The organism is Vibrio gelatinilyticus (assembly GCF_022836845.1).
Taxonomy (GTDB): Bacteria; Pseudomonadota; Gammaproteobacteria; order Enterobacterales; family Vibrionaceae; genus Vibrio; species Vibrio gelatinilyticus.
Window position 1 is genome coordinate 71202 of the sequence record NZ_JAJNNZ010000015.1, and the last position, 20091, is coordinate 91292.

16 protein-coding genes and 1 tRNA gene are annotated in these 20091 nt (G+C 44.9%); 11 read left to right on the top strand and 6 right to left on the bottom strand.

The annotated features are described in order from the left end of the window. Positions 1-102: 102 nt before the first annotated feature. From LNL84_RS16130 to pepA, 3 genes are all read right to left on the bottom strand, one after another. Positions 103-2961, bottom strand: a complete 2859-nt coding sequence (locus LNL84_RS16130; protein ID WP_244358608.1) for a valine--tRNA ligase — start codon at positions 2959-2961, stop codon at positions 103-105. A 107-nt stretch (positions 2962-3068) separates the two neighbouring features. Continuing rightward, positions 3069-3518 (bottom strand): DNA polymerase III subunit chi, encoded by a 450-nt coding sequence (locus LNL84_RS16135; RefSeq protein WP_244358609.1) that lies wholly within the window; start codon positions 3516-3518, stop codon positions 3069-3071. A gap of 43 nt (positions 3519-3561) precedes the next feature. Next, positions 3562-5070, bottom strand: a complete 1509-nt coding sequence (pepA, locus tag LNL84_RS16140) for a leucyl aminopeptidase (protein WP_244358611.1) — start codon at positions 5068-5070, stop codon at positions 3562-3564. A 192-nt stretch (positions 5071-5262) separates the two neighbouring features. Here pepA and lptF point away from each other — a divergent pair, with 192 nt between their 5' ends. Both lptF and lptG read left to right on the top strand, forming a co-directional pair. Continuing rightward, complete coding sequence (lptF, locus tag LNL84_RS16145) at positions 5263-6378, top strand: LPS export ABC transporter permease LptF (protein ID WP_244358613.1); 1116 nt, start codon at positions 5263-5265, stop codon at positions 6376-6378. Between the two features lie 3 nt (positions 6379-6381). Then, on the top strand, positions 6382-7452 hold the full coding sequence (gene lptG, locus LNL84_RS16150; RefSeq protein WP_244358615.1) for an LPS export ABC transporter permease LptG: 1071 nt from the start codon (positions 6382-6384) through the stop codon (positions 7450-7452). A 51-nt stretch (positions 7453-7503) separates the two neighbouring features. Here the strand turns inward: lptG and LNL84_RS16155 are convergent, their stop codons facing one another. Both LNL84_RS16155 and zur read right to left on the bottom strand, forming a co-directional pair. Beyond that, positions 7504-7965 (bottom strand): chemotaxis protein CheX, encoded by a 462-nt coding sequence (locus LNL84_RS16155; RefSeq protein WP_244358617.1) that lies wholly within the window; start codon positions 7963-7965, stop codon positions 7504-7506. A 22-nt stretch (positions 7966-7987) separates the two neighbouring features. Continuing rightward, positions 7988-8431: a zinc uptake transcriptional repressor Zur gene (zur, locus tag LNL84_RS16160; protein ID WP_244358619.1), complete on the bottom strand. Its 444-nt coding sequence runs from the start codon at positions 8429-8431 to the stop codon at positions 7988-7990. A gap of 165 nt (positions 8432-8596) precedes the next feature. On the opposite strand from zur, the gene dusA reads away from it, so the two are divergent. The 6 genes from dusA (at position 8597) to LNL84_RS16190 (ending at position 14717) form a co-directional block, all read left to right on the top strand. Beyond that, positions 8597-9577 carry a tRNA dihydrouridine(20/20a) synthase DusA gene (gene dusA / locus LNL84_RS16165; protein WP_244358621.1) on the top strand — a complete coding sequence of 327 codons (981 nt, stop codon included), beginning with the start codon at positions 8597-8599 and terminating at the stop codon, positions 9575-9577. Between the two features lie 141 nt (positions 9578-9718). Further along, the gene (gene pspG, locus LNL84_RS16170) at positions 9719-9928 is read left to right on the top strand and encodes an envelope stress response protein PspG (protein ID WP_244358623.1); all 210 of its coding nucleotides are present in this window, start codon (positions 9719-9721) and stop codon (positions 9926-9928) included. Positions 9929-10034: 106 nt separating this feature from the next. After that, a complete protein-coding gene (locus LNL84_RS16175) occupies positions 10035-10265 on the top strand; it encodes a thymidylate kinase (protein WP_244358624.1) in 231 nt (76 codons plus the stop codon). Positions 10266-10379: 114 nt separating this feature from the next. After that, complete coding sequence (locus tag LNL84_RS16180; RefSeq protein WP_425244321.1) at positions 10380-12215, top strand: assimilatory sulfite reductase (NADPH) flavoprotein subunit; 1836 nt, start codon at positions 10380-10382, stop codon at positions 12213-12215. Then, positions 12215-13948 (top strand): assimilatory sulfite reductase (NADPH) hemoprotein subunit, encoded by a 1734-nt coding sequence (cysI, locus tag LNL84_RS16185; RefSeq protein WP_244358628.1) that lies wholly within the window; start codon positions 12215-12217, stop codon positions 13946-13948. Before LNL84_RS16180 ends, cysI begins: the two co-directional genes overlap by 1 nt. Further along, positions 13941-14717 carry a phosphoadenylyl-sulfate reductase gene (locus tag LNL84_RS16190; RefSeq protein ID WP_244358630.1) on the top strand — a complete coding sequence of 259 codons (777 nt, stop codon included), beginning with the start codon at positions 13941-13943 and terminating at the stop codon, positions 14715-14717. Before cysI ends, LNL84_RS16190 begins: the two co-directional genes overlap by 8 nt. 59 nt (positions 14718-14776) lie before the next feature. Here LNL84_RS16190 and LNL84_RS16195 read toward each other — a convergent pair whose 3' ends face one another. Continuing rightward, the gene (locus LNL84_RS16195; protein WP_244358631.1) at positions 14777-15250 is read right to left on the bottom strand and encodes an RDD family protein; all 474 of its coding nucleotides are present in this window, start codon (positions 15248-15250) and stop codon (positions 14777-14779) included. Between the two features lie 172 nt (positions 15251-15422). Between LNL84_RS16195 and LNL84_RS16200 the strand changes: the two genes are divergently transcribed. The 3 genes from LNL84_RS16200 (at position 15423) to LNL84_RS16210 (ending at position 19431) form a co-directional block, all read left to right on the top strand. After that, complete coding sequence (locus LNL84_RS16200; protein WP_244358633.1) at positions 15423-16508, top strand: threonine aldolase family protein; 1086 nt, start codon at positions 15423-15425, stop codon at positions 16506-16508. Positions 16509-16663: 155 nt separating this feature from the next. Continuing rightward, positions 16664-16748: transfer RNA gene (locus LNL84_RS16205), tRNA-Leu, on the top strand. 505 nt (positions 16749-17253) lie between these two features. Beyond that, complete coding sequence (locus tag LNL84_RS16210; RefSeq protein ID WP_244358635.1) at positions 17254-19431, top strand: CHASE3 domain-containing protein; 2178 nt, start codon at positions 17254-17256, stop codon at positions 19429-19431. The last annotated feature ends 660 nt before the right edge of the window (positions 19432-20091 follow it).

Consider the following 20091-nt stretch of genomic DNA (forward strand, 5'->3'; position numbering starts at 1 on the left):
AAATCGATTGAATTTATTTTATTGATAGGTTTTTTCGATTGTCTGATTGGCAGGTGATAAAAAAGGCAGCATAAATGCTGCCTTCTATCATTGCTTAGAGTATTAGAGTGCGGCGATTGTCGCCTTTTGCTCTTCTAACTTCACTAGCGTTTCTTTGTAACCTTCAAGCTTTTCACGCTCTTTGGCAACCACGGCTTCTGGTGCTTTGGCCACAAAACCTTCATTACCTAGTTTGCCTTCAATACGCTTGATTTCGCCTTGAGTTTTCTTCACTTCACCGTCTAGGCGAGCAAGCTCTGCGTCTTTGTCAATCAGACCTGCCATCGGGATCATCAGCTCAGATTTGCCCACTAAAGAGGTGGCACATGCTGGGGTTTCTTCACCGTCATCCAGCACCTTGATGCTGTCTAGCTTCGCTAATGAAGTCAGTACAATCTCGTTGGCTTTAACTCGTGCTGCGTCTGTCTCATTAGCGACTTTAAGCATTACGTCTAGACCTTTGCTTGGCGCGATATCGTATTCAGCACGTAAGTTACGAATGCTAGTGATGAACGCTTTAACCCACTCAAGGTCGGCGACGATTTCGGTATCGAAGTTGTCTTGGTTAAATTGCGGTAGCGGTTGAGTCATGATGGTCTCACCCTCAACGCCATTAACCAATGGCTTAACACTTTGCCAGATAGATTCCGTGATGTACGGCAGTACTGGGTGAGCAAGACGCAGTGTCTTCTCAAGTACGGTAATCAGCGTGTGGCGAGTCGCACGTTGTTGTATTTCGTTACCTTTCCAAAGAACAGGTTTAGTCAGCTCCAGGTACCAATCGCAGAATTGGTTCCAGATAAACTCATATAACGTGTTTGCCGCCATATCGAGACGATAGTTGTCTAAATGAGCATTAAACTCTTTTGCTGCCAACTCAAACTGAGATTCGATCCATTTGTCTGCCAACGAGAATTCCATCTCGCCACCATTCATGCCGCAATCGTGCTCTTCAGTGTTCATCAGTACATAACGGCTTGCGTTCCATAGCTTGTTACAGAAGTTACGGTAACCTTCAAGACGCTTCATGTCCCAGTTGATATCACGACCAGTAGAAGCCATTGCCGCTAAAGTGAAGCGCAGCGCATCCGTACCGTATGGTTCGATGCCGTTTTCAAATGTCTTACGTGTGTTTTTCTCGATCTTCTTCGCTAGCTGAGGTTGCATCATGTTGCCACAACGCTTTTCTACTAGCTCTTCAAGGCCGATGCCATCAATCATGTCGATAGGGTCAAGTACGTTACCTTTCGATTTAGACATCTTGTCACCGTTTTCATCACGGATCAGGCCTGTAACGTATACGGTTTTAAATGGTACTTGTGCTTTACCATCTTCATCTTTGTTAAAGTGCATGGTCATCATGATCATACGCGCAACCCAGAAGAAGATAATGTCAAAACCTGTCACCAGTACATCTGAAGGGTGGAATGTCTTCAGATCGTCTGTTTGCTCAGGCCAGCCTTGCGTGCCGAACGTCCAAAGTGCAGAAGAGAACCAGGTATCCAGTACGTCGTCGTCTTGGCGCAGAACCACAACAGGTGCTAGGTTGTTCTTTTCACGCACTTCTTCTTCAGTGCGACCAACATAGACATTACCATCATTGTCGTACCATGCAGGGATACGGTGGCCCCACCATAGTTGGCGAGAGATACACCAATCTTGAATGTCGCGCATCCAAGAGAAGTACATATTTTCGTATTGCTTAGGAACGAACTGAATATCACCATCTTCAACCGCTTTTACTGCAGGTTCTGCAAGTGGTGCAGCGCGGACGTACCATTGGTCAGTCAGCATTGGTTCAATAACTACGCCGCCACGGTCGCCATATGGCACGGTTAAATCGTGATCTTTGATCTCTTCAAGCAGGCCAAGTTCATCGAATTCAGCCACGATAGCCTTACGAGCAGCAAAGCGCTCCATGCCGTGGTATTTAGCAGGAAGTTCTGTTGAGTAAACATCGCTTTCTTCGCCGTTCGTTGTGAATACTTCAGCAGCATCACGGATATCAGCGTTGAACGTTAGGATGTTGATCATTGGTAGATTATTGCGCTTACCCACTTCGTAATCGTTAAAGTCGTGAGCAGGTGTAATTTTCACACAACCTGTGCCTTTTTCCATGTCAGCGTGCTCATCACCTACGATAGGGATCAGACGGTTAACTACAGGAAGCAGGATCTCTTTACCGATAAGATCTTTGTAACGTGGATCTTCTGGGTTAACCGCTACGCCAGTATCACCAAGCATGGTTTCTGGACGAGTAGTTGCAACAACGATGTAGTCTTTACCGTCTGCGGTTTTAACACCGTTCGCTAGTGGGTAGCGGAAGTGCCACATGAAGCCTTTTTTGTCTTTGTTTTCAACTTCTAGATCTGAGATTGCTGTGTGCAGTTTAGGATCCCAGTTAACTAGACGCTTACCACGGTAGATAAGATCGTCTTCATAAAGACGTACAAACACTTCTTGAACAGCATTGGACAAACCGTCATCCATAGTGAATCGCTCACGATCCCAGTCTACCGATGCACCAAGGCGACGAAGCTGTTGAGTGATAGTGCCGCCAGATTCGGCTTTCCATTCCCAAATTTTGTCGATAAAAGCGTCGCGGCCGTAATCGTGCTTAGTTTTGCCTTCTTCTGCTGCGATCTTGCGCTCTACAACCATTTGAGTAGCGATACCTGCGTGGTCTGTACCCACTTGCCAAAGGGTATTTTTGCCCTTCATGCGTTCAGCACGGATAAGTGTATCCATGATGGTGTCTTGGAACGCGTGGCCCATGTGCAGGCTACCAGTAACGTTTGGTGGTGGGATCATGATGCTGTAAGCGTCTTTTGATGTGTCACCGTGTGGCTTAAAGTAGCCTTTCTCTTCCCAAGTCTGATACAGAGCTTGTTCGATAGATTGTGGGTTGTATGTCTTTTCCATAGTTTTCTTGGATACTTATATCGTTAAATCTGTGAGAGAAGTTGGGTCAAACCCTATAGGTAAACGTTAGCATATCGATTACCTATAAGGATTGACATCTTAGCGAGCTATAAGTGCTCAATCTCGATAGTTTGTAGCTGATAGCCAGCTTGACGGTAAATTTTATACCTTTCTCGAGCAAGTTGCTTAGCTTTTTCTTCGCAAGGGACGAAGTCTACCACTTGAGCAAAGGCATTCGCAAAGGTTGAATCTTGATCAGCTAAATTTATTATCAACTGACGATTCCAGCTTGGCTTTACTCCGTGATAACCAATTTCAACAGGAGTGCCGTTTTTCGGCCCTTCTCCTACTAAATTATGCGCAAGGAAATTCTGTGAGTCGATTTGCCAAAAATACTCAGCAACTGACTCTGCCTGCTGTTTGTCAAGGCAGTGAAGGTAGAGCTTGGCTCCCTGGCCACTGAAGTGACGGCACAAAAAATGAACATAATCATAAAAGCCCTCAAGTGTTGACTGGGGGCTTTGCTCGGCGATTAGGTAAAACGTTGCTGTCTTCATGACTGTTTAGCGTGCATAAAAAAGGGCCTTGCGGCCCTTTTTATTACTCTTCGGTTTCTTGGCCACTGCGATTAAGTAAGAACTGGACAAGTAGCGAGACTGGTCGACCCGTCGAGCCTTTCGCTTTACCCGATTTCCAGGCAGTACCTGCGATATCTAGGTGAGCCCAGTTGTACTTTTTCGTAAAGCGAGACAAGAAGCAGCCTGCGGTGATCGTGCCACCAGGGCGTCCGCCAATGTTCGCCATGTCAGCGAATGGGCTAGACAGCTGTTCTTGATATTCGTCAGCCATTGGTAGGCGCCAAGCGCGATCGCCCGCTTGCTCTGAAGAGTTGACTAACTCATGAGCCAGTGGATTGTGGTTAGAAAGCACGCCACTGATGTGGTGGCCTAACGCAATAACACACGCACCGGTCAGCGTTGCTACGTCAATAACGCAGTCAGGCTCAAAGCGTTCAACGTAAGTTAACGCGTCACACAACACCAAGCGACCTTCAGCATCGGTGTTGAGAACTTCAACCGTTTGGCCAGACATAGTTGTGAGGATATCCCCTGGGCGATAGGCGTTGCTACCAGGCATGTTTTCACAGCCAGCAAGAATCGCCACTACGTTAATTGGTAGGTTTAACTTTGCCAGAGCTTTCATGGTGCCAAATACAGATGCCGCACCACACATATCGTATTTCATCTCATCCATGCCTTCGCCAGGCTTAAGAGAAATACCGCCTGAATCAAACGTTAGGCCTTTACCAACAAGTACAATCGGTTTTGCATCTGGGTCGGGATGGCCTTTATAGGTCATCACTGACATCATTGACTCGTTGCGAGAGCCACGGCCAACAGCAAGGTACGACGTCATGCCCAGCTTTTCCATTTCCTCTTCGCCAATGATCTTGGTGGTCACTGTCTCATGGTCGTCAGCCAAACGACGGGCTTGTGACGCTAGATAGGCTGGATTGGCGATGTTTGGTGGCATGTTGCCAAGATCTTTACAAGATTTAACACCTGAAGCGACAGCAAGACCGTGGGTAATGGCTTTTTCGCCAAGGTTAAGTTCACGACGCGTTGGTACGTTGAACACAAGTTTGCGCAGCGGACGACGCGTTTCCGGCTTGTTGCTCTTGAATTGATCGAAAGTATAAAGACCATCTTTAGTCGCTTCGACTGCTTGACGTACCTTCCAGTACGTATCACGGCCTTTAACGTGAAGCTCAGTCAAAAAGCATACAGCTTCCATCGAACCCGTTTCGTTCAATGTGCTGATGGTTTTTTGGATGATTTCTTTATATTGGCGTTCGCCCAGCTCTCGCTCTTTGCCACAACCAACCAGAAGAACACGCTCAGAAAGCACACCTGGTACTTGATGCAATAGCAGCATTTGCCCTGGTTTACCCTCTAGGTCACCACGGCGCAATAGAGAACTAATGTAGCCATCACTGATTTTATCAAGTTGTTCTGCTACCGGAGAAAGACGACGTGGTTCAAATACGCCGACAACGATACAAGCGCTGCGCTGCTTCTCTGGACTGCCACTTTTAACACTAAACTCCATGCGTACTCCTACATCCTAAAGACAAACAGAACTAAATGTTAGATAATGAATGCTTACCTGTTGAATTCAACAAGTCGTTTCAACCTTGGAACACCGTTCTGATGACGAACAAAAAATTAAAAAAACAAAAGGTTTAACGGAAAACTATAGTGATTCGACCAAAAAAACAAGTTTTGTGTAGGTATTTTCAGTGTGATTATTGTTAGATATTTGATCCGAGAAACAGTTAAGAGTCAGCTTGCGATCTTTTTCGTACTGTTTTTAGTCTTTTTTAGCCGACAGTTTATTAATGTTTTGGCGGATGCGTCCGATGGCGATATTCCAGCTCGACTCATTATGACATTAGCGGGATTAACCATGCCAACGATGGGGCTATTGATGTTCCCATTAAGTATTTATATTGGCATTTTGGTGACATTTGGTCGTTTGTACGCAGAAAGTGAGATTACGGTCATGAACGCTACGGGAATGGGAAATAAATTCCTGATCCGCGCAGCGCTATATTTGGCACTGATCACTTCGGCCCTGGCCGCTGGTAATGCCTTCTGGCTAGCCCCTTGGACACAGGAAAAAGAAAGTCAAATTATTGAAGAGCTGTCTTCAGAAAATTCTGTTGAACTTCTTCAAAAAGGAAGCTTTCAGCGAACTCCAGATGGCTCAGCAGTTGTTTTTATCGATGAAATTAAAGGTAAAGACCTTGAGAATGTCTTCGTCGCGCAATTAACACCGCGTGGCTCTCTGCTGCCAAGTGTTATGTATGCGAAAAGTGGCGATGTTAAAGAGCTCAGCGATGGACGTCAGGTTCTGACTTTATATGATGGAACACGTTATGAAGGTGTGCCAACTCGTCTTGATTATATGGCAACAGAGTATCAAGAATATGAGGGGGTTATTGGTGAGCGTGAAGCTAGAAGGCGCGGACGATCGTGGACGGCGATCCCAACTGAAGAGTTAATGGGTCATCCTCACCCTAAGGCACAAGCTGAATTGCAATGGCGCATTTCACTGGTCATCTGCATCCCAATTCTAACTATGTTGGTCGTGCCTCTGTCTGCGGTAAACCCAAGGCAAGGTAAATTTGCTAAGATGGGACCAGCAATTTTGGTGTACTTTACCTATTTCCTGGCGATCAGTGCGATGAAATCATCACTCGAAGATGGCTCTGTTCCTGGTTACGTTGGTATGTGGCCAATCAACTTTGCATTGCTTCTCGCCGCCATAGGGGTGAACTATTACGATAGTGTGCCTGTTCGTAAGATACGGGAAAAAATTAGACAGAAACGTTATATGAGAAAGAAGGCAGCCTGATCCGTGTTTAAAATTCTCGATTTGTATATAGGACGCACCATTATCGCTACCTCTATGTTGGTATTAGGGGTCTTTGTGGGGTTGTCGGCGGTCATTAAATACGTGGAGCAACTGCGTGCTGTAGGGGAGGGAACTTATACCCTAATCTCAGCGATGTACTTTGTGTTGTTAGGTATTCCGCGTGATATTGAGTTGTTTTTCCCAATGGCATCTTTACTTGGTGCATTGATTGGACTTGGGATGTTGGCAAGCAGCTCTGAGTTGGTTGTCATGCAAGCTGCTGGGGTGTCAAAAGTAAAGATTGGCGCGTCGGTTTTAAAAACCGCGGTGCCATTGATGTTGGTCGTAATGGCATTGGGGGAGTGGGGGGCACCCACGACGCAGCAAATGGCCAGAGATTTACGTGCTTTTTCGGTCTCCGGCGGAAACATTGTTTCGGTGCGAAATGGCGTGTGGGCTCGTGATGTGGATGATTTTGTCTTTATTGCAAGGGTGAACGGAGACGAAATTCAAGGGTTGAATCTTTGGCGATTCGACAAAGAGAAAAAACTGACCACGGTCATACACGCGCAAACGGCTGTCTATTTAGAGGGCAACCATTGGCAGATGAACAACGTACAGATCACCAAGATGAACGACAGTATTCAATTGGGTAAAGAGACCGTCGCAACCTATCCATGGTCTACGTCATTGGTGCCCGATAAGTTAGCGGTGGTCACCGTTGATCCCGGCGAGCTACCATTAAGTGGTTTGTACGACTATGTTGAGTATTTAAAAGCATCAGAGCAAGATCCTTCACGCTATGAACTCGCTTTTTGGCGTAAAGCTACGCAACCATTCTCGGTGGCCGTAATGATGCTGATGGCATTGTCATTTGTATTTGGCCCACTACGAAGCGTTACCATGGGTGCTCGTATTTTGTCCGGTGTCGTTGCGGGTTTTACCTTCTATATTTCAAGTGAGTTCTTTGGGCCGCTAAGTTTGGTATATGGAATATCACCAATGTTTGGTGCTATTGGACCAAGTCTAGTGTTCTTGGCAATTGCCACACTGCTTTTAAGAAGAAAGCTATAAAAAAACAGCTCCGAATGGAGCTGTTTTTTTATGCGATAAAAGAGCGAAAAGCTACTCGAAACAGATTTCGATAAAAGCATTACCCCATTCGGATGTGAAAGGCATAATGATGATGGAGCCTTCGCACTTATGCCTGATAGTATGCCCTCTCCCTGACACCACTACTGGTGTCGCCATATCAAAGTCGAAACCACCTTCGGCTAAAATTCGTTTTGCACCACCCGTCACCATATTGGTAATTTCGCCCACCATATCGGTAACTTCTTCATTCAAGCCATTTGGGCGCTCGCCAAGCATCTTATTCATGATTTCAAGAGCGAGGTTTTCTTCAAAGGTGATCGACATTGAGCCTCTGGTTTGTTTTCCAACCATACCAATAAGGCCTGATACATCTCCGCGAGCAATCTCGTCTTTTTTAAGCCTTGGTTTTTGAGGCTGTATGTCCATTGTTGCCATCGTTTTTAACACGTTGATTAACGAAGCTAAAAACGGATTTACAAATTCTGCGCGCATAATATCTTGTCTTTTTAACTAATTAGGTTGCTGAGGAAGAGCAAGCTTTGCAGATACCATGAGATTCGATGATGTGGCTAGAAAACTCAAATCCATGTTTTTCTACGTTGCGATTAAGTAAGGCTATCAGATTGTCGTCTTGCAATTCAACGACACTACCGCAGCTTTCACAAATAAGTAAGTGCGAAAAGTGTTTATGCTCACCAAATGTACAGCAAGAAATGAAGCTATTGGTTGATTCCACTCTGTGGATAAAGCCCTGTTCAAGCAAAAAATCAAGGGCGCGATATACCGTAGGAGGCTTCGCTTGAGGTTCGCTTTGCTTGAGTTGTTCTAGTAATTCGTAGGCGCTGCAGGCTCTTCTATTTTCACAGATTATTTCATAAACGCGGCGGCGCTGCGCGGTGAGCCTTACCCCTCGAGCGACACAAATATCTTCAATTTGTTGAGTTAACTGCTTATTCATGTGATGCCCTAATAATATCGAACTGTCCAATAATATATCATTTTTATTAAGACAGCAGAGTGAATTTGCTGCAATGACATTCCATCTGTATAATCGCGCCACTTTGAGTTTTGTGTTGTTTTTCGACAATGTATAATGTCTAACTAACCCTTTGCGAGAACCGTTATGTACCATGCTTCCCGTCTTTCCGTTGCACCGATGCTCGATTGGACCGACAGGCACTGTCGCTATTTTCATCGACTAATGACGACCCAAACTTTGCTGTATACGGAAATGATTACAACGGGAGCGATAATTCACGGTAAAGGTGACTTCCTCGCTTACAACCAAACCGAGCATCCTGTTGCCTTGCAATTAGGCGGCTCTAATCCGGCGGATCTGGCAACCTGTGCCAAACTTGCCGAAGAGCGCGGCTATGATGAGGTTAATTTGAATGTAGGCTGCCCATCGGATCGTGTTCAAAATGGGCGTTTTGGTGCTTGCCTAATGGGAGAGCCAGAACTGGTTGCTGAATGCATTGCGGCAATGAAAGCCGTCGTTTCGATTCCTGTCACCGTCAAAACACGTATTGGTATTGATGATCAGGACTCCTATGAGTTTTTGACGCGCTTTGTTTCTCTCGTTTCCGAGCAGGGGGGATGTAAAGATTTTACTATTCATGCTCGTAAAGCATGGTTGAGTGGTCTAAGCCCTAAAGAGAATCGTGAGATCCCACCTTTGGATTACCCACGCGCTTATCAGATCAAGCAAGATTTCCCACATTTGAATATCGGTGTTAATGGCGGTATCAAATCGTTAGAAGAATCCTTGGAGCACCTAACTCACTTAGACGGCGTTATGATTGGCCGCGAAGCCTATCAAAATCCGTACATATTAGCTGAAGTCGACCAAAAAATATTTGGATTAGAAACACCTGTGAAGAAGCGCTCACAAGTGGTTCGTGAAATGTACCCGTACATCGAAGAACAATTGAGTAAAGGGGCTTACCTTGGTCATATCTCACGACATATGATTGGTTTGTTCCAAGCGATGCCGGGAGCTCGCCAGTGGCGACGCTATATTAGTGAAAACGCACACAAGAAAGGCGCAGGTCTAGAAGTGCTTGAAGCGGCATTGGCCAAAATCCCAAAAGAGTTGGATGTATAAGAGCCCCAATAGTTGGTTTTTTTAACCAATTACCACTCAATGGAATATGTGGATTTTTTATAACTAGTTGATATTAATTATAAAAATAACTTGGCTCGAATAGTGCAATATCTCCAGTAAGATCATAATTGGAGAACGCAAATGTTCGAGCTGATTTTTTTACTGGTGTTTATTGCGACTTTATTGGTGACTGGCATGACCATGATGACAGTCTTTGTGGCGACGGGCGTGGCTTTTTTTATCATGTTTCTTCTGGGCATGATCGGTATGGTGTTCAAGCTTCTGCCTTGGCTGATCTTACTGCTGATCGGTGTGTGGATCTATAAGCAGTTTTGCTGCCAGTCTCAATAACTTTCCACACTAACTCGTTTAACTGTTGCTATAGTTAATGGTACTAGGAAGGACTCTTGTTCGTCTTCTCAAGTGTCAGTCATTCGAGTTGCTTTGGAGAATTAAGATGACAATTACAGAGCTTAAGCATCTCTATCAGCGTAACCTGTTGGCAGAGGCAATAGTGGAACCAGCAGAAAGCGATGGTGGTTGGATCGTCGAGTTTCGTCATACTCAAGGCGGTTTTTTGTTGCTCACCGATACTCATGGTGCGGAATGTCAGTATGAGGATCTTGATTTAGCCTCGAAAACGGCCATGGCGGTTGGGTTTAGTGAGGTTCGCATCGAAGCCAAGTGATCCATCCCTTCTTTCTATCTTCCAAAAAGTTATAAAACATTCATATCTATTCTTTCTTGTTATTAAAAAGGTTGGTTAATCTATCGTCACGCAATGAATAGGGATGTCGTGACTATGTCATCAAAAGGAAATACTCAACCACAAGATATCGCAGGGCTAGCCAGTCCTATCAACGATCAACAACTGGGATTGCTTCAGCAAACCTCATCGCAACTCTCGGCCAATCAACTTGCTTGGGTGAGTGGTTATTTCTGGGGGCTTAGCCAAGCTCAACCTCAACAACAAGCTTCGCCTGTGGCGAGCGCAGTATCTGCTGTTGCCAATCTACCTGCAGGTAAATTAAGCATCATTTATGCTTCGCAGACTGGTAATGCTAAAGGTGTCGCAGAGGCGCTTGAACAGGAAGCTCATACCCTTGGTATTCAGGCAGAGCTGTTCGATGCCAGTGACTACAAAGGCAAAAACTTAGCCAAAGAAACTCACGTCATCATTGTGGCTTCTACCAACGGTGAAGGTGAGGCTCCAGACAATGCCATCGAACTCCACGAGTTCCTTCAATCTAAGAAAGCACCAAAACTGAATAATTTGAAGTACGGTGTAATTGGCCTAGGGGATTCGAGCTACGAGTTCTTTTGTCAAACGGGTAAAGATTTTGATTCCTACTTATCGAAGTTGGGCGCGACACCATTTATTGAGCGTATTGACTGCGATGTGGATTATGAAGGTGTTGCGACAGCGTGGCGTGAAACGGCTCTGGACAAACTAAAAGAAGAGTTGAACTCAAGTTCGCAAGCTGACGTGGTCACTTTGCCAGTAGGACAAAGCTCGTCAGCAGTGCACTACAGCAAACAAAACCCATACACAGCAAGTTTGCTGACGAGTCAAAAAATAACAGGGCGCGATTCTGGGAAAGACGTTCGTCATGTAGAAATCGATCTAGAGGGTTCTGGCTTAACGTACCAACCAGGTGATGCGCTTGGCGTTTGGTATGAAAACAGTGCCGAGCTTGTCGATGCCATTCTCGCAAAAGTCGGTTTGTCTGGCATCGAAAGTATTGATGTCGACGGTGAAAGCCTATCACTGCGCAATGCGCTGATATCTAAGTATGAAGTGACGAACGCGAATCCGCAGTTGGTCTCGTTGTACGCGGAACTTTCTGGTAGCAAGAAACTAGAAAAGCTATCGCAAGATAAGAACAAGTTACGTGAATACGCATCCAAAACTCAAGTGATTGATGTGCTCTCTGAAAAGAAAGCCAAACTCTCTGCTGAGCAGTTGATTTCCTTACTTAGAAAATTGACCCCAAGATTGTACTCCATTGCTTCTAGTCAATCAGAAGTGGACGAAGAAGTTCACCTAACGGTTGGCTTGGTTGAATACCAGCAAGGTGAGGACACTCGTTACGGAGGCGCTTCTAGTTATCTGACTCATCGTTTGCAAGAGGGAGGAGAGGTCAAAGTTTTTGTTGAAAACAACAACAACTTTAAGTTACCAGAAGATGACGCCACGGACATTATCATGATCGGGCCAGGGACAGGTATCGCACCATTTAGAAGCTTTGTTCAAGAACGAGACAATCGCGATGCTTCGGGCAAAAACTGGCTATTCTTTGGTGACAGAACCTTTACTCAAGATTTCCTTTACCAAGTTGAATGGCAGAAGTATTTAAAGTCGGGAGTCGTCAATCAGATCGATGTGGCATTTAGCCGTGATCAACATGAAAAAATTTATGTGCAGCACCGCTTGCTAGAGCAGGGTGAGCAAGTCTGGCAGTGGCTACAAAATGGCGCGCATGTTTATGTGTGCGGTGATGCTAACTATATGGCGAAAGATGTTCATAGCGCTCTGGTGCAAATCGCTCAAACTTACGGTGCAAAAACAGAACAACAAGCAGAAGAGTTTATTAACGAACTGCGCAAAGCAAAACGTTATCAAAGGGATGTGTATTAATGAGTAAACAAGATTTCACAGCAGAACAAGAAGTTTTGGGACAAGTATTAGGGCCACTCGCTGATAACGAACGCTTAAAAAGAGAAAGTAACTTTCTTCGTGGCACGATTGAGCAAGATCTGGGAGACCAGATTACAGGTGGCTTTACCGCAGATAACTTTCAGTTAATTCGTTTTCATGGCATGTACCAGCAAGATGATCGAGATATCCGAGCTGAACGTGCTAAGCAGAAATTAGAACCGTTGCAAAACGTGATGCTTAGAGCACGTATGCCTGGTGGTATTATTACGCCCAAGCAGTGGCTTGCGGTAGACAAGTTCGCAACCGATCACACCATGTACGGCAGCATACGTTTGACGACAAGACAAACGTTTCAGTTTCATGGGGTCTTGAAGCCAAACATCAAATTGATGCACCAAACCTTAAACAGTATTGGCATTGATTCGATTGCAACAGCGGGTGATGTTAACCGTAACGTATTGTGTACCACTAACCCGATTGAATCCGAGGTTCATCAGGAAGCGTATGAGTGGGCCAAAAAGATCAGTGAGCACCTGTTGCCTAAGACAAGAGCTTATGCCGAGATCTGGTTAGACGGTGAACGTCTTGAAACGACCGATGAAGAACCAATTTTAGGCAGCAATTACTTACCGCGTAAATTCAAAACGACGGTTGTGATCCCACCAAATAACGACGTTGATGTTCATGCGAACGATTTAAACTTTGTTGCGATTGCCGAAAAAGGCAAGCTAGTGGGCTTTAACGTGTTGGTGGGTGGTGGTTTGGCAATGACCCACGGTGATACGTCGACTTACCCAAGAAAAGCCGATGACTTTGGTTTTGTGAGCTTAGAGAAAACCCTTGATGTGGCAGCGGCGGTGGTTACCACCCAACGTGACTGGGGTAATCGCTCTAACCGTAAGAATGCCAAAACCAAATACACATTGGATCGCGTGGGTATTGATGTCTTTAAAGCTGAGGTTGAAGAGCGTGCCGGTATTACGTTTGCTGACAGTCGACGTTATGAGTTTACACAACGCGGTGATGCGATTGGTTGGAAGAAAGGCATTGATGGTAAACATCACTTAGCGCTGTTTATTGAAAATGGCCGCCTACTGGATTTTCCTGGTAAGCCTTTAAAATCGGGCGTTGCAGAGATTGCAAAAGTGCACACGGGTGATTTTAGAATGACCGCCAACCAGAATTTGATTGTTGCTGGCGTGGAAGAACATCAAAAAGCCCAGATAGAGAAACTGGCAGTTGAACACGGATTGATGGATTCAGGCGTAAGTGCTCAGCGCAAAGATTCGATGGCGTGCGTAGCCTTTCCGACCTGCCCATTAGCAATGGCTGAAGCGGAGCGTTTCCTGCCTAACTTTGTGACCGATATTGAAGGCTTACTGACCAAGCATGCAATTGACCAGTCAGAAAGCATTATTCTCCGAGTGACCGGTTGTCCCAATGGGTGTGGCCGAGCCATGTTGGCCGAGGTCGGTTTAGTGGGCAAGGCTCCAGGACGTTACAACCTTCATTTAGGGGGCAACAAAGCGGGTACGCGTGTTCCTAAAATGTATCGTGAAAACATCACCGAGAAACAAATCCTCGAAGAGTTAGATCAATTGATTGCACGCTGGTCAAAAGAGCGAGAGCAAGGCGAAGCATTCGGTGATTTTGTTATTCGAGCAGGGATCATCGCAGAGGTAATCGTTTCAAAGAGGGATTTTCATGCATGACACTCAAGACAACGCATTGGATCTAGCTGAGTTATTGTCTGGAACCAAAACGCAACAGATCCTTAAATTGGCCGAGATTAACGGTGAATTAGAGAAACTGACCGCCTCAGAAAGGATCCTCTGGGCACTTAAAAACCTACCGGGCAATCATGCGGTGAGCTCTAGCTTTGGTATACAAGCCGCGCTGATGCTGCATCTGTCTACGTCAGTAAAGGCCGATCTTCCTATCGTATTAACAGATACTGGATATTTGTTTCCTGAGACGTATCAGTTCATCGATGAGTTAACGACTAAGTTATCTTTGAATTTGCATACATATCGTGCAAAAGAATCGGCGGCGTGGCAAGAAGCCAGATATGGAAAGCTATGGGAAAAAGGCGTTGAAGGTATTACTCGATACAATCAACTTAATAAGGTTGAACCGATGAAGCGCGCACTTGATGAGCTGCAAGTGAAAACATGGTTTTCTGGCCTCAGAAGAGAGCAATCAACAAGCCGAGCAAATTTGCCCGTACTTGCCATACAAAATGGTCGCTTTAAGTTCTTACCTATCATCGATTGGACTAGCGAACAGGTTGAAGAGTATTTGCAAGAGCATGGGCTGAGCTATCACCCATTGCGTGAGCAGGGGTACTTGTCTGTCGGTGATACTCATACCACTGAAAAGTGGCAACCGGGAATGACTGAAGAAGAAACTCGTTTCAATGGATTAAAGCGCGAATGTGGGTTGCATGAAGATGATGCTGAGCAAGATGGTTCAGGAATATAGTTTTTGAGCTACTCGCTATACCAAGCCAGCATCATAGAGTGCTGGCTTTTTTTATGTAGCTACTTTGCTTTGGGTAGTACAACTACCTGCGTCTTCGCCCAAATATCGTGAAAGCCACGTTTCTTTGGATCGATAAGAACGGCGAGGTTTGCAAGGCCAAACGCTGACGTTGCTACACGGATCAAGGCTTGTGTCATGGTAATACGGCCACCTTGTAGGTTTTGTACTTCAATCTTCCATGCGCGCATTCCCAGAGTTTGACCTCCACGGGTCCAGAAAAAAGCGAAGAAACCAATCCAAACGAACGCAAGATAGAGAGTGTAGATCAGGCTGAATGTCGGATGACGGGTAAGTAAATCACTCGCATCACTATAAGGTGCATAGTTTAGCAATCCAGCAGCGACTAGCGCCTCCATAACAGCAATGACAATGCCGCCAGCCATCATCACAATGGCAAGAACAACAAGGCTGTCATAAAAAAGAGCGCCAAAGCGTCTTAAAAAGCCCGCTGGTGGAAGAGATGTGTTTGTCATGTTTCGATAGTACTTAATTGATTAGATTGCGCCCAGAATAACGATTCTTAGGCTGAGAGAAAAGCGCTAAGGGTAGAATAAGCTCACATTGTGATAAATTGAACGCGTATGGTGTTTTAATTAAGCTATTGGCACCATACATAAGCCAGCTATCCACATAAAGGAAGAGATAATGAAGCCTTCAGCCCGGCATCTTTGTCATACCATACTTTCTGGCAACAAAGAGTTAGCGCCACACCAACTATTTAGTGATATGGCAAAGTGGTGTCTTGACAACGATGTAGCTCACGATACTTATGGAGAAGGGGAGTTATTGCAGGCCTTTGAGAAAGAAATAGCCCAGTTGCTAGGGTTTGAGTCAGCACTGTTCATCGTGACTGGCACCATGAATCAACCGACAGCGTTGCAATTGGCGTGTGAAAATCGTGCATCAAACTTGGTTGCGATGCACTCGACAAGCCACATATTGCAGCATGAAGCACAGGGATTTCAGCTGCAAAAGAGATTTAATGTTATCCCTATTGGCCATCAGTATAGCCCTTGGACACTTAATGACTTGAAAGCATCGCCTGAAGAGTTTGCAGCTGCGCTTTATGAATTGCCCATGAGAGAGATTGGTGGGCAACTGCCACAATGGCAAGAACTGCAAGACATTAAACACTACTGCCAACAAAAATGCATTCATTTTCATATGGATGGGGCAAGACTTTGGGAGTGCGCGGCTTATTATCAACAGCCATACCATGAGATAGCCAAGGGGTTTGATAGTGTCTATGTTTCCTTATACAAAGGGATCGGAGGTTTAGGTGGCTCGATGCTGGTGGGAAGTAAAAGCTTTATAGACAGAGCGCGAATTTGGGTCCGTCGACAAGGCGGAGATGTGTACCATCGTACGCCCTATATTGTCTCAGCTAAGATGGCATTCGATGAGCGCCTTGCTCAGATGCCCAAGTTGTTTGAGCGCACACAGCAGATCTATGCCCTCATTCAAGCCGACTATCCAGAGCTAACGCTGAATCCAGAAATGCCACAGTGTAATATGTTGCACTTATACCTGCCCTTTAGTGTGCAACAAACAGAGGCGCTTTGTGATGCTCTTGCACGGGAACAAGGAGTATGGTTTGGCAATCCCCAACCCACAGCCCTTTCTGCTCAGAGTAAAGTTGAATGGTACGTGGGTGAAACTTTATTGACTATGAGCGACCAACAGTTGCGTTCAATTCTTGATTGGTTGATGGAAAACGCTTCGCTCAAATAGCATCAGAATTGAACAGCTCCGAAAAAGAGTTTATGCAGCAATACATTGCTTAATGGCGAAATTGTGTCCAAACGAACGTTTTTTAAAGATTTTGCTCTTGCACGTCACTAAAGCTTACGTATAATGCCAAACATCAAAGGGCAAAGCCCAAAGATGCCGGTGTGGTGAAATTGGTATACACGACGGATTCAAAATCCGTTGCCTTCGGGCGTGGCGGTTCAAGTCCGCCCACCGGTACCATTATTTAAACGATAAAGCCTCGACGAAAGTCGGGGCTTTGTTGTATCTGGCGCTGGGGTATTCGTGATTTGTCAGATTTCACTTCTATGTGTTTGCTTGAACTCAAGCTCGGTCATTCGGCCTACTCGTACCCCATTTAAATGGCAAAGCATCGATGAAAATCGTGCTTAACTGTGTCATGTTGGAACCTTCACACTCCCGTCAATATTGGGCTTGTAAGTGTCGTAATTTGTTATAGCTCCATTGAATTAAGTGACAACAACATAGGACTCACGAATCATTCTCAATTTAGCTCTACGAAGACAATAGCTGTCATGCTTAATAGTAATAATTATTATGTTCATTCGTTATTGCCGTTAAATCTTTCTCGACTTGCAGACATTTCGTTCTATAACACTCTTATACGGGTGGCAGCCTCGTCGATTCACTTCATGCTTTACGGAGTGAGCAATCGTGCAGCCAGTTACTGTTTTAAGAACATTGAGAACTTCGGAGTGCAAACTGTATGAGCTTTCGTAATCTACCCCTGAAATTGAAAGTTGGATTAGGGGCAGGAGTCCCTATTCTGTTACTAATCTTTTTGTCATTTGTTGCAATAACGAGTACCAAATCTCAAATAAAAACCAATGCAATGGTTGATCATACCCATAAAGTGATTGAGCAAGCTCTTAAAATAGAAGCGGCGGCTGTTGATATGGAAGCAGGGATGAGAGGCTACTTACTAGCAGGGCAGGAAAGCTTCCTAGAGCCTTATGTCCATGGTGGAGAGACCTTTACACGAACGCTAGAACAATTAAAAATCACGGTTAGTGATAATCCTCAGCAAGTGGAGAGATTGTCAGAGGTCAAGACGATTGTGGAGTCATGGAAGCAGCATATTTCTGAACCGACCATTAAGCTACGTAGACAAATTGGCAATGCAAAAACAATGGATGATGTTGTTGATATTGTTGGTAGAGCACAAGGAAAAGTCTATTTTGATACTTTTCGAGGTCAAATCTCAACCTTCATAGAGCGAGAGCGGAATCTGTTAGCCGAGCGTTCGAATGTGAACGAGCAGACTTTTCGCAAAGCGAGCACTTTGTTAAGCGAGGTGCAGCGTTCAGGTACAATGAGTCGCAACGACTCCCTGCGGATGTCAGGTGATTTAGAGTCGTTAAAAACAGCCAGTGAATGGGTAAATCATACCCACAAGGTGATTGGAATGGCTAAAAACATACAGATCTTGGCGGTTGATATGGAGACAGGAATGAGAGGGTACTTACTGTCTGGTTCGCCAGGCTTTCTTGAACCCTATCAACAAGGTACCAATCAATTCTCTAAACAGATAGAAGAGCTCAAACAGGTGGTTTCCGATAACCCTACTCAAGTGCAATTACTGGATGACATACACAGTACGTTGTCCCAGTGGCAGTCAAAAGTAGCAGACCCCCAGATTGCACTACGCACCGAAATCGGTAATTCGAACACAATGAATGACATAGCAAAGTTAGTTGGCGAGGCGAAAGGGGAGGTTTACTTTAATCAGTTTAGATCGGCGATTTTAACTTTTATTGATGTGGAAGATTCATTAATGGTCGAGCGTCAACAAAAAGCAAAAGACGCGGCTGATAATGCGAATAAAATGATATTACTGGGCGCTGCGTTTGCGATCTTGTTAGGCGCCACACTCTCTTGGTTTGTGCTTAAGTCAATCACAAGGCCTATCAATGAGATGGCCAATAAGCTTGAATCTCTCGCTCAAGGGGACTTGACTCAGATGGTTGTTGCTGAATCTAACGATGAGCTGGGAAAAATGGCAAACAGTTACAATCAAACCGTGCAAAGAACTAACGCAGTAATGAAAGAGGTGCTTCAGACATCAGAAGATGTCTCACAAGGTGCTCTTGAAATAACCCGTTCAAATGAAATTATGGAAAATGAACTTGGCAAACAATCAGAGCAAGTTTCACAAATATCCACAGCAATTGATCAAATATCATCGAGTATCCAAGAGGTGGCAATCAGTTCATCCCAAGCAACAACAAGCGCTCAAAGTGCTGGAGATACGGCAAACAGTGGTGGTGAAATAGTGCGAAGCACGATCGCAGGAATGAATGAAATTGATCAAGCGGTCATGGCATCTTCACAAAGTGTCTCTGAGTTAGGAAAACGCGGTGCACAGATTGGCGAGATTATTAATGTTATTGACGATATCGCCGAACAAACCAATCTTCTTGCCTTAAATGCGGCAATAGAAGCTGCAAGGGCAGGAGAAGCTGGGCGAGGGTTTGCGGTTGTCGCCGATGAAGTAAGAGCTCTTGCGGATCGCACAACCAGTGCAACCACCGAAATTGCCAGTTCAATAGAAGCGATTCAAAGTGAAACGCAAACAGCGGTAGCCCGGATGGAAGTTGGCAATGGTCATGTCAAATCAGGCCTTGAGTTAGCCGGAAAAGCAGGTACGAGTTTGGACGACATAGTATCTGGTGCGCAGTCTGTCGCGATGATGATAGATAGCATCGCTGCTGCGGCGGAGGAGCAATCACAGGCAAGTCATGAGGTTAGTCAACGTGTCGAATCTGTTGCTGAGCTATCTAAAGGAGTAAATAAAAAAGCAGGGCAAGTGGCTAACTCTGCTCAGGCGGTATCTCAACGAGCCATAGAGTTAAATAAATTGGTTAATCAATTTAAAGTATCGTAACGGCATAACTCAGCATCTAATGACAACTACTAATCCGCTTATCTCATTTTTGGAGCCTGGGCTTATTAGTGGTTGTAGAAACTGGATTATAGCTGATTCTAATTTACTGAACCCAAGAAACACGCCGAGTTTCCTTCGTTCCTGCAAGTAAGACTTGATGACTTATCCCTGTTATTTAAAGTGACACCTCAGTACGTTGCACTCTATTGCTTTTCCATGAGTGGTCATGAACCAAGGTTACTCTGCCTAAATGGACTTAAAGTTCACAAGGAAACGGTCAATGAGCGAAAGAGAATACATCTACCCAGATCACTACAACTTGCTATGGCCAAACGTCGAATCTCCTATTATTTTGATAGCAATCACTCTTAGTTTACCTATGTACCAATGAAACTTGTTTGAATAACCGGCCATAGTTCGGAAGTGCCTGAAAGATGAAATTTGGGCTATAAATGTGCTGTTTTTATACTGATTGATTGCTTTTTAATCGAACGAAAGGAAAGTCATTTTTTTTTAGCAAAAATGGTTGACTCTATTGCTCATGTCGCTAGAATGGCCGCCACTTCGACGGGGAACGCAGAGTTACTTAAGTCGATACGCTCTTTAACAATTTAAACCTATCAATCTGTGTGGGCACTCGTTGATGATAATCAAAAAAGA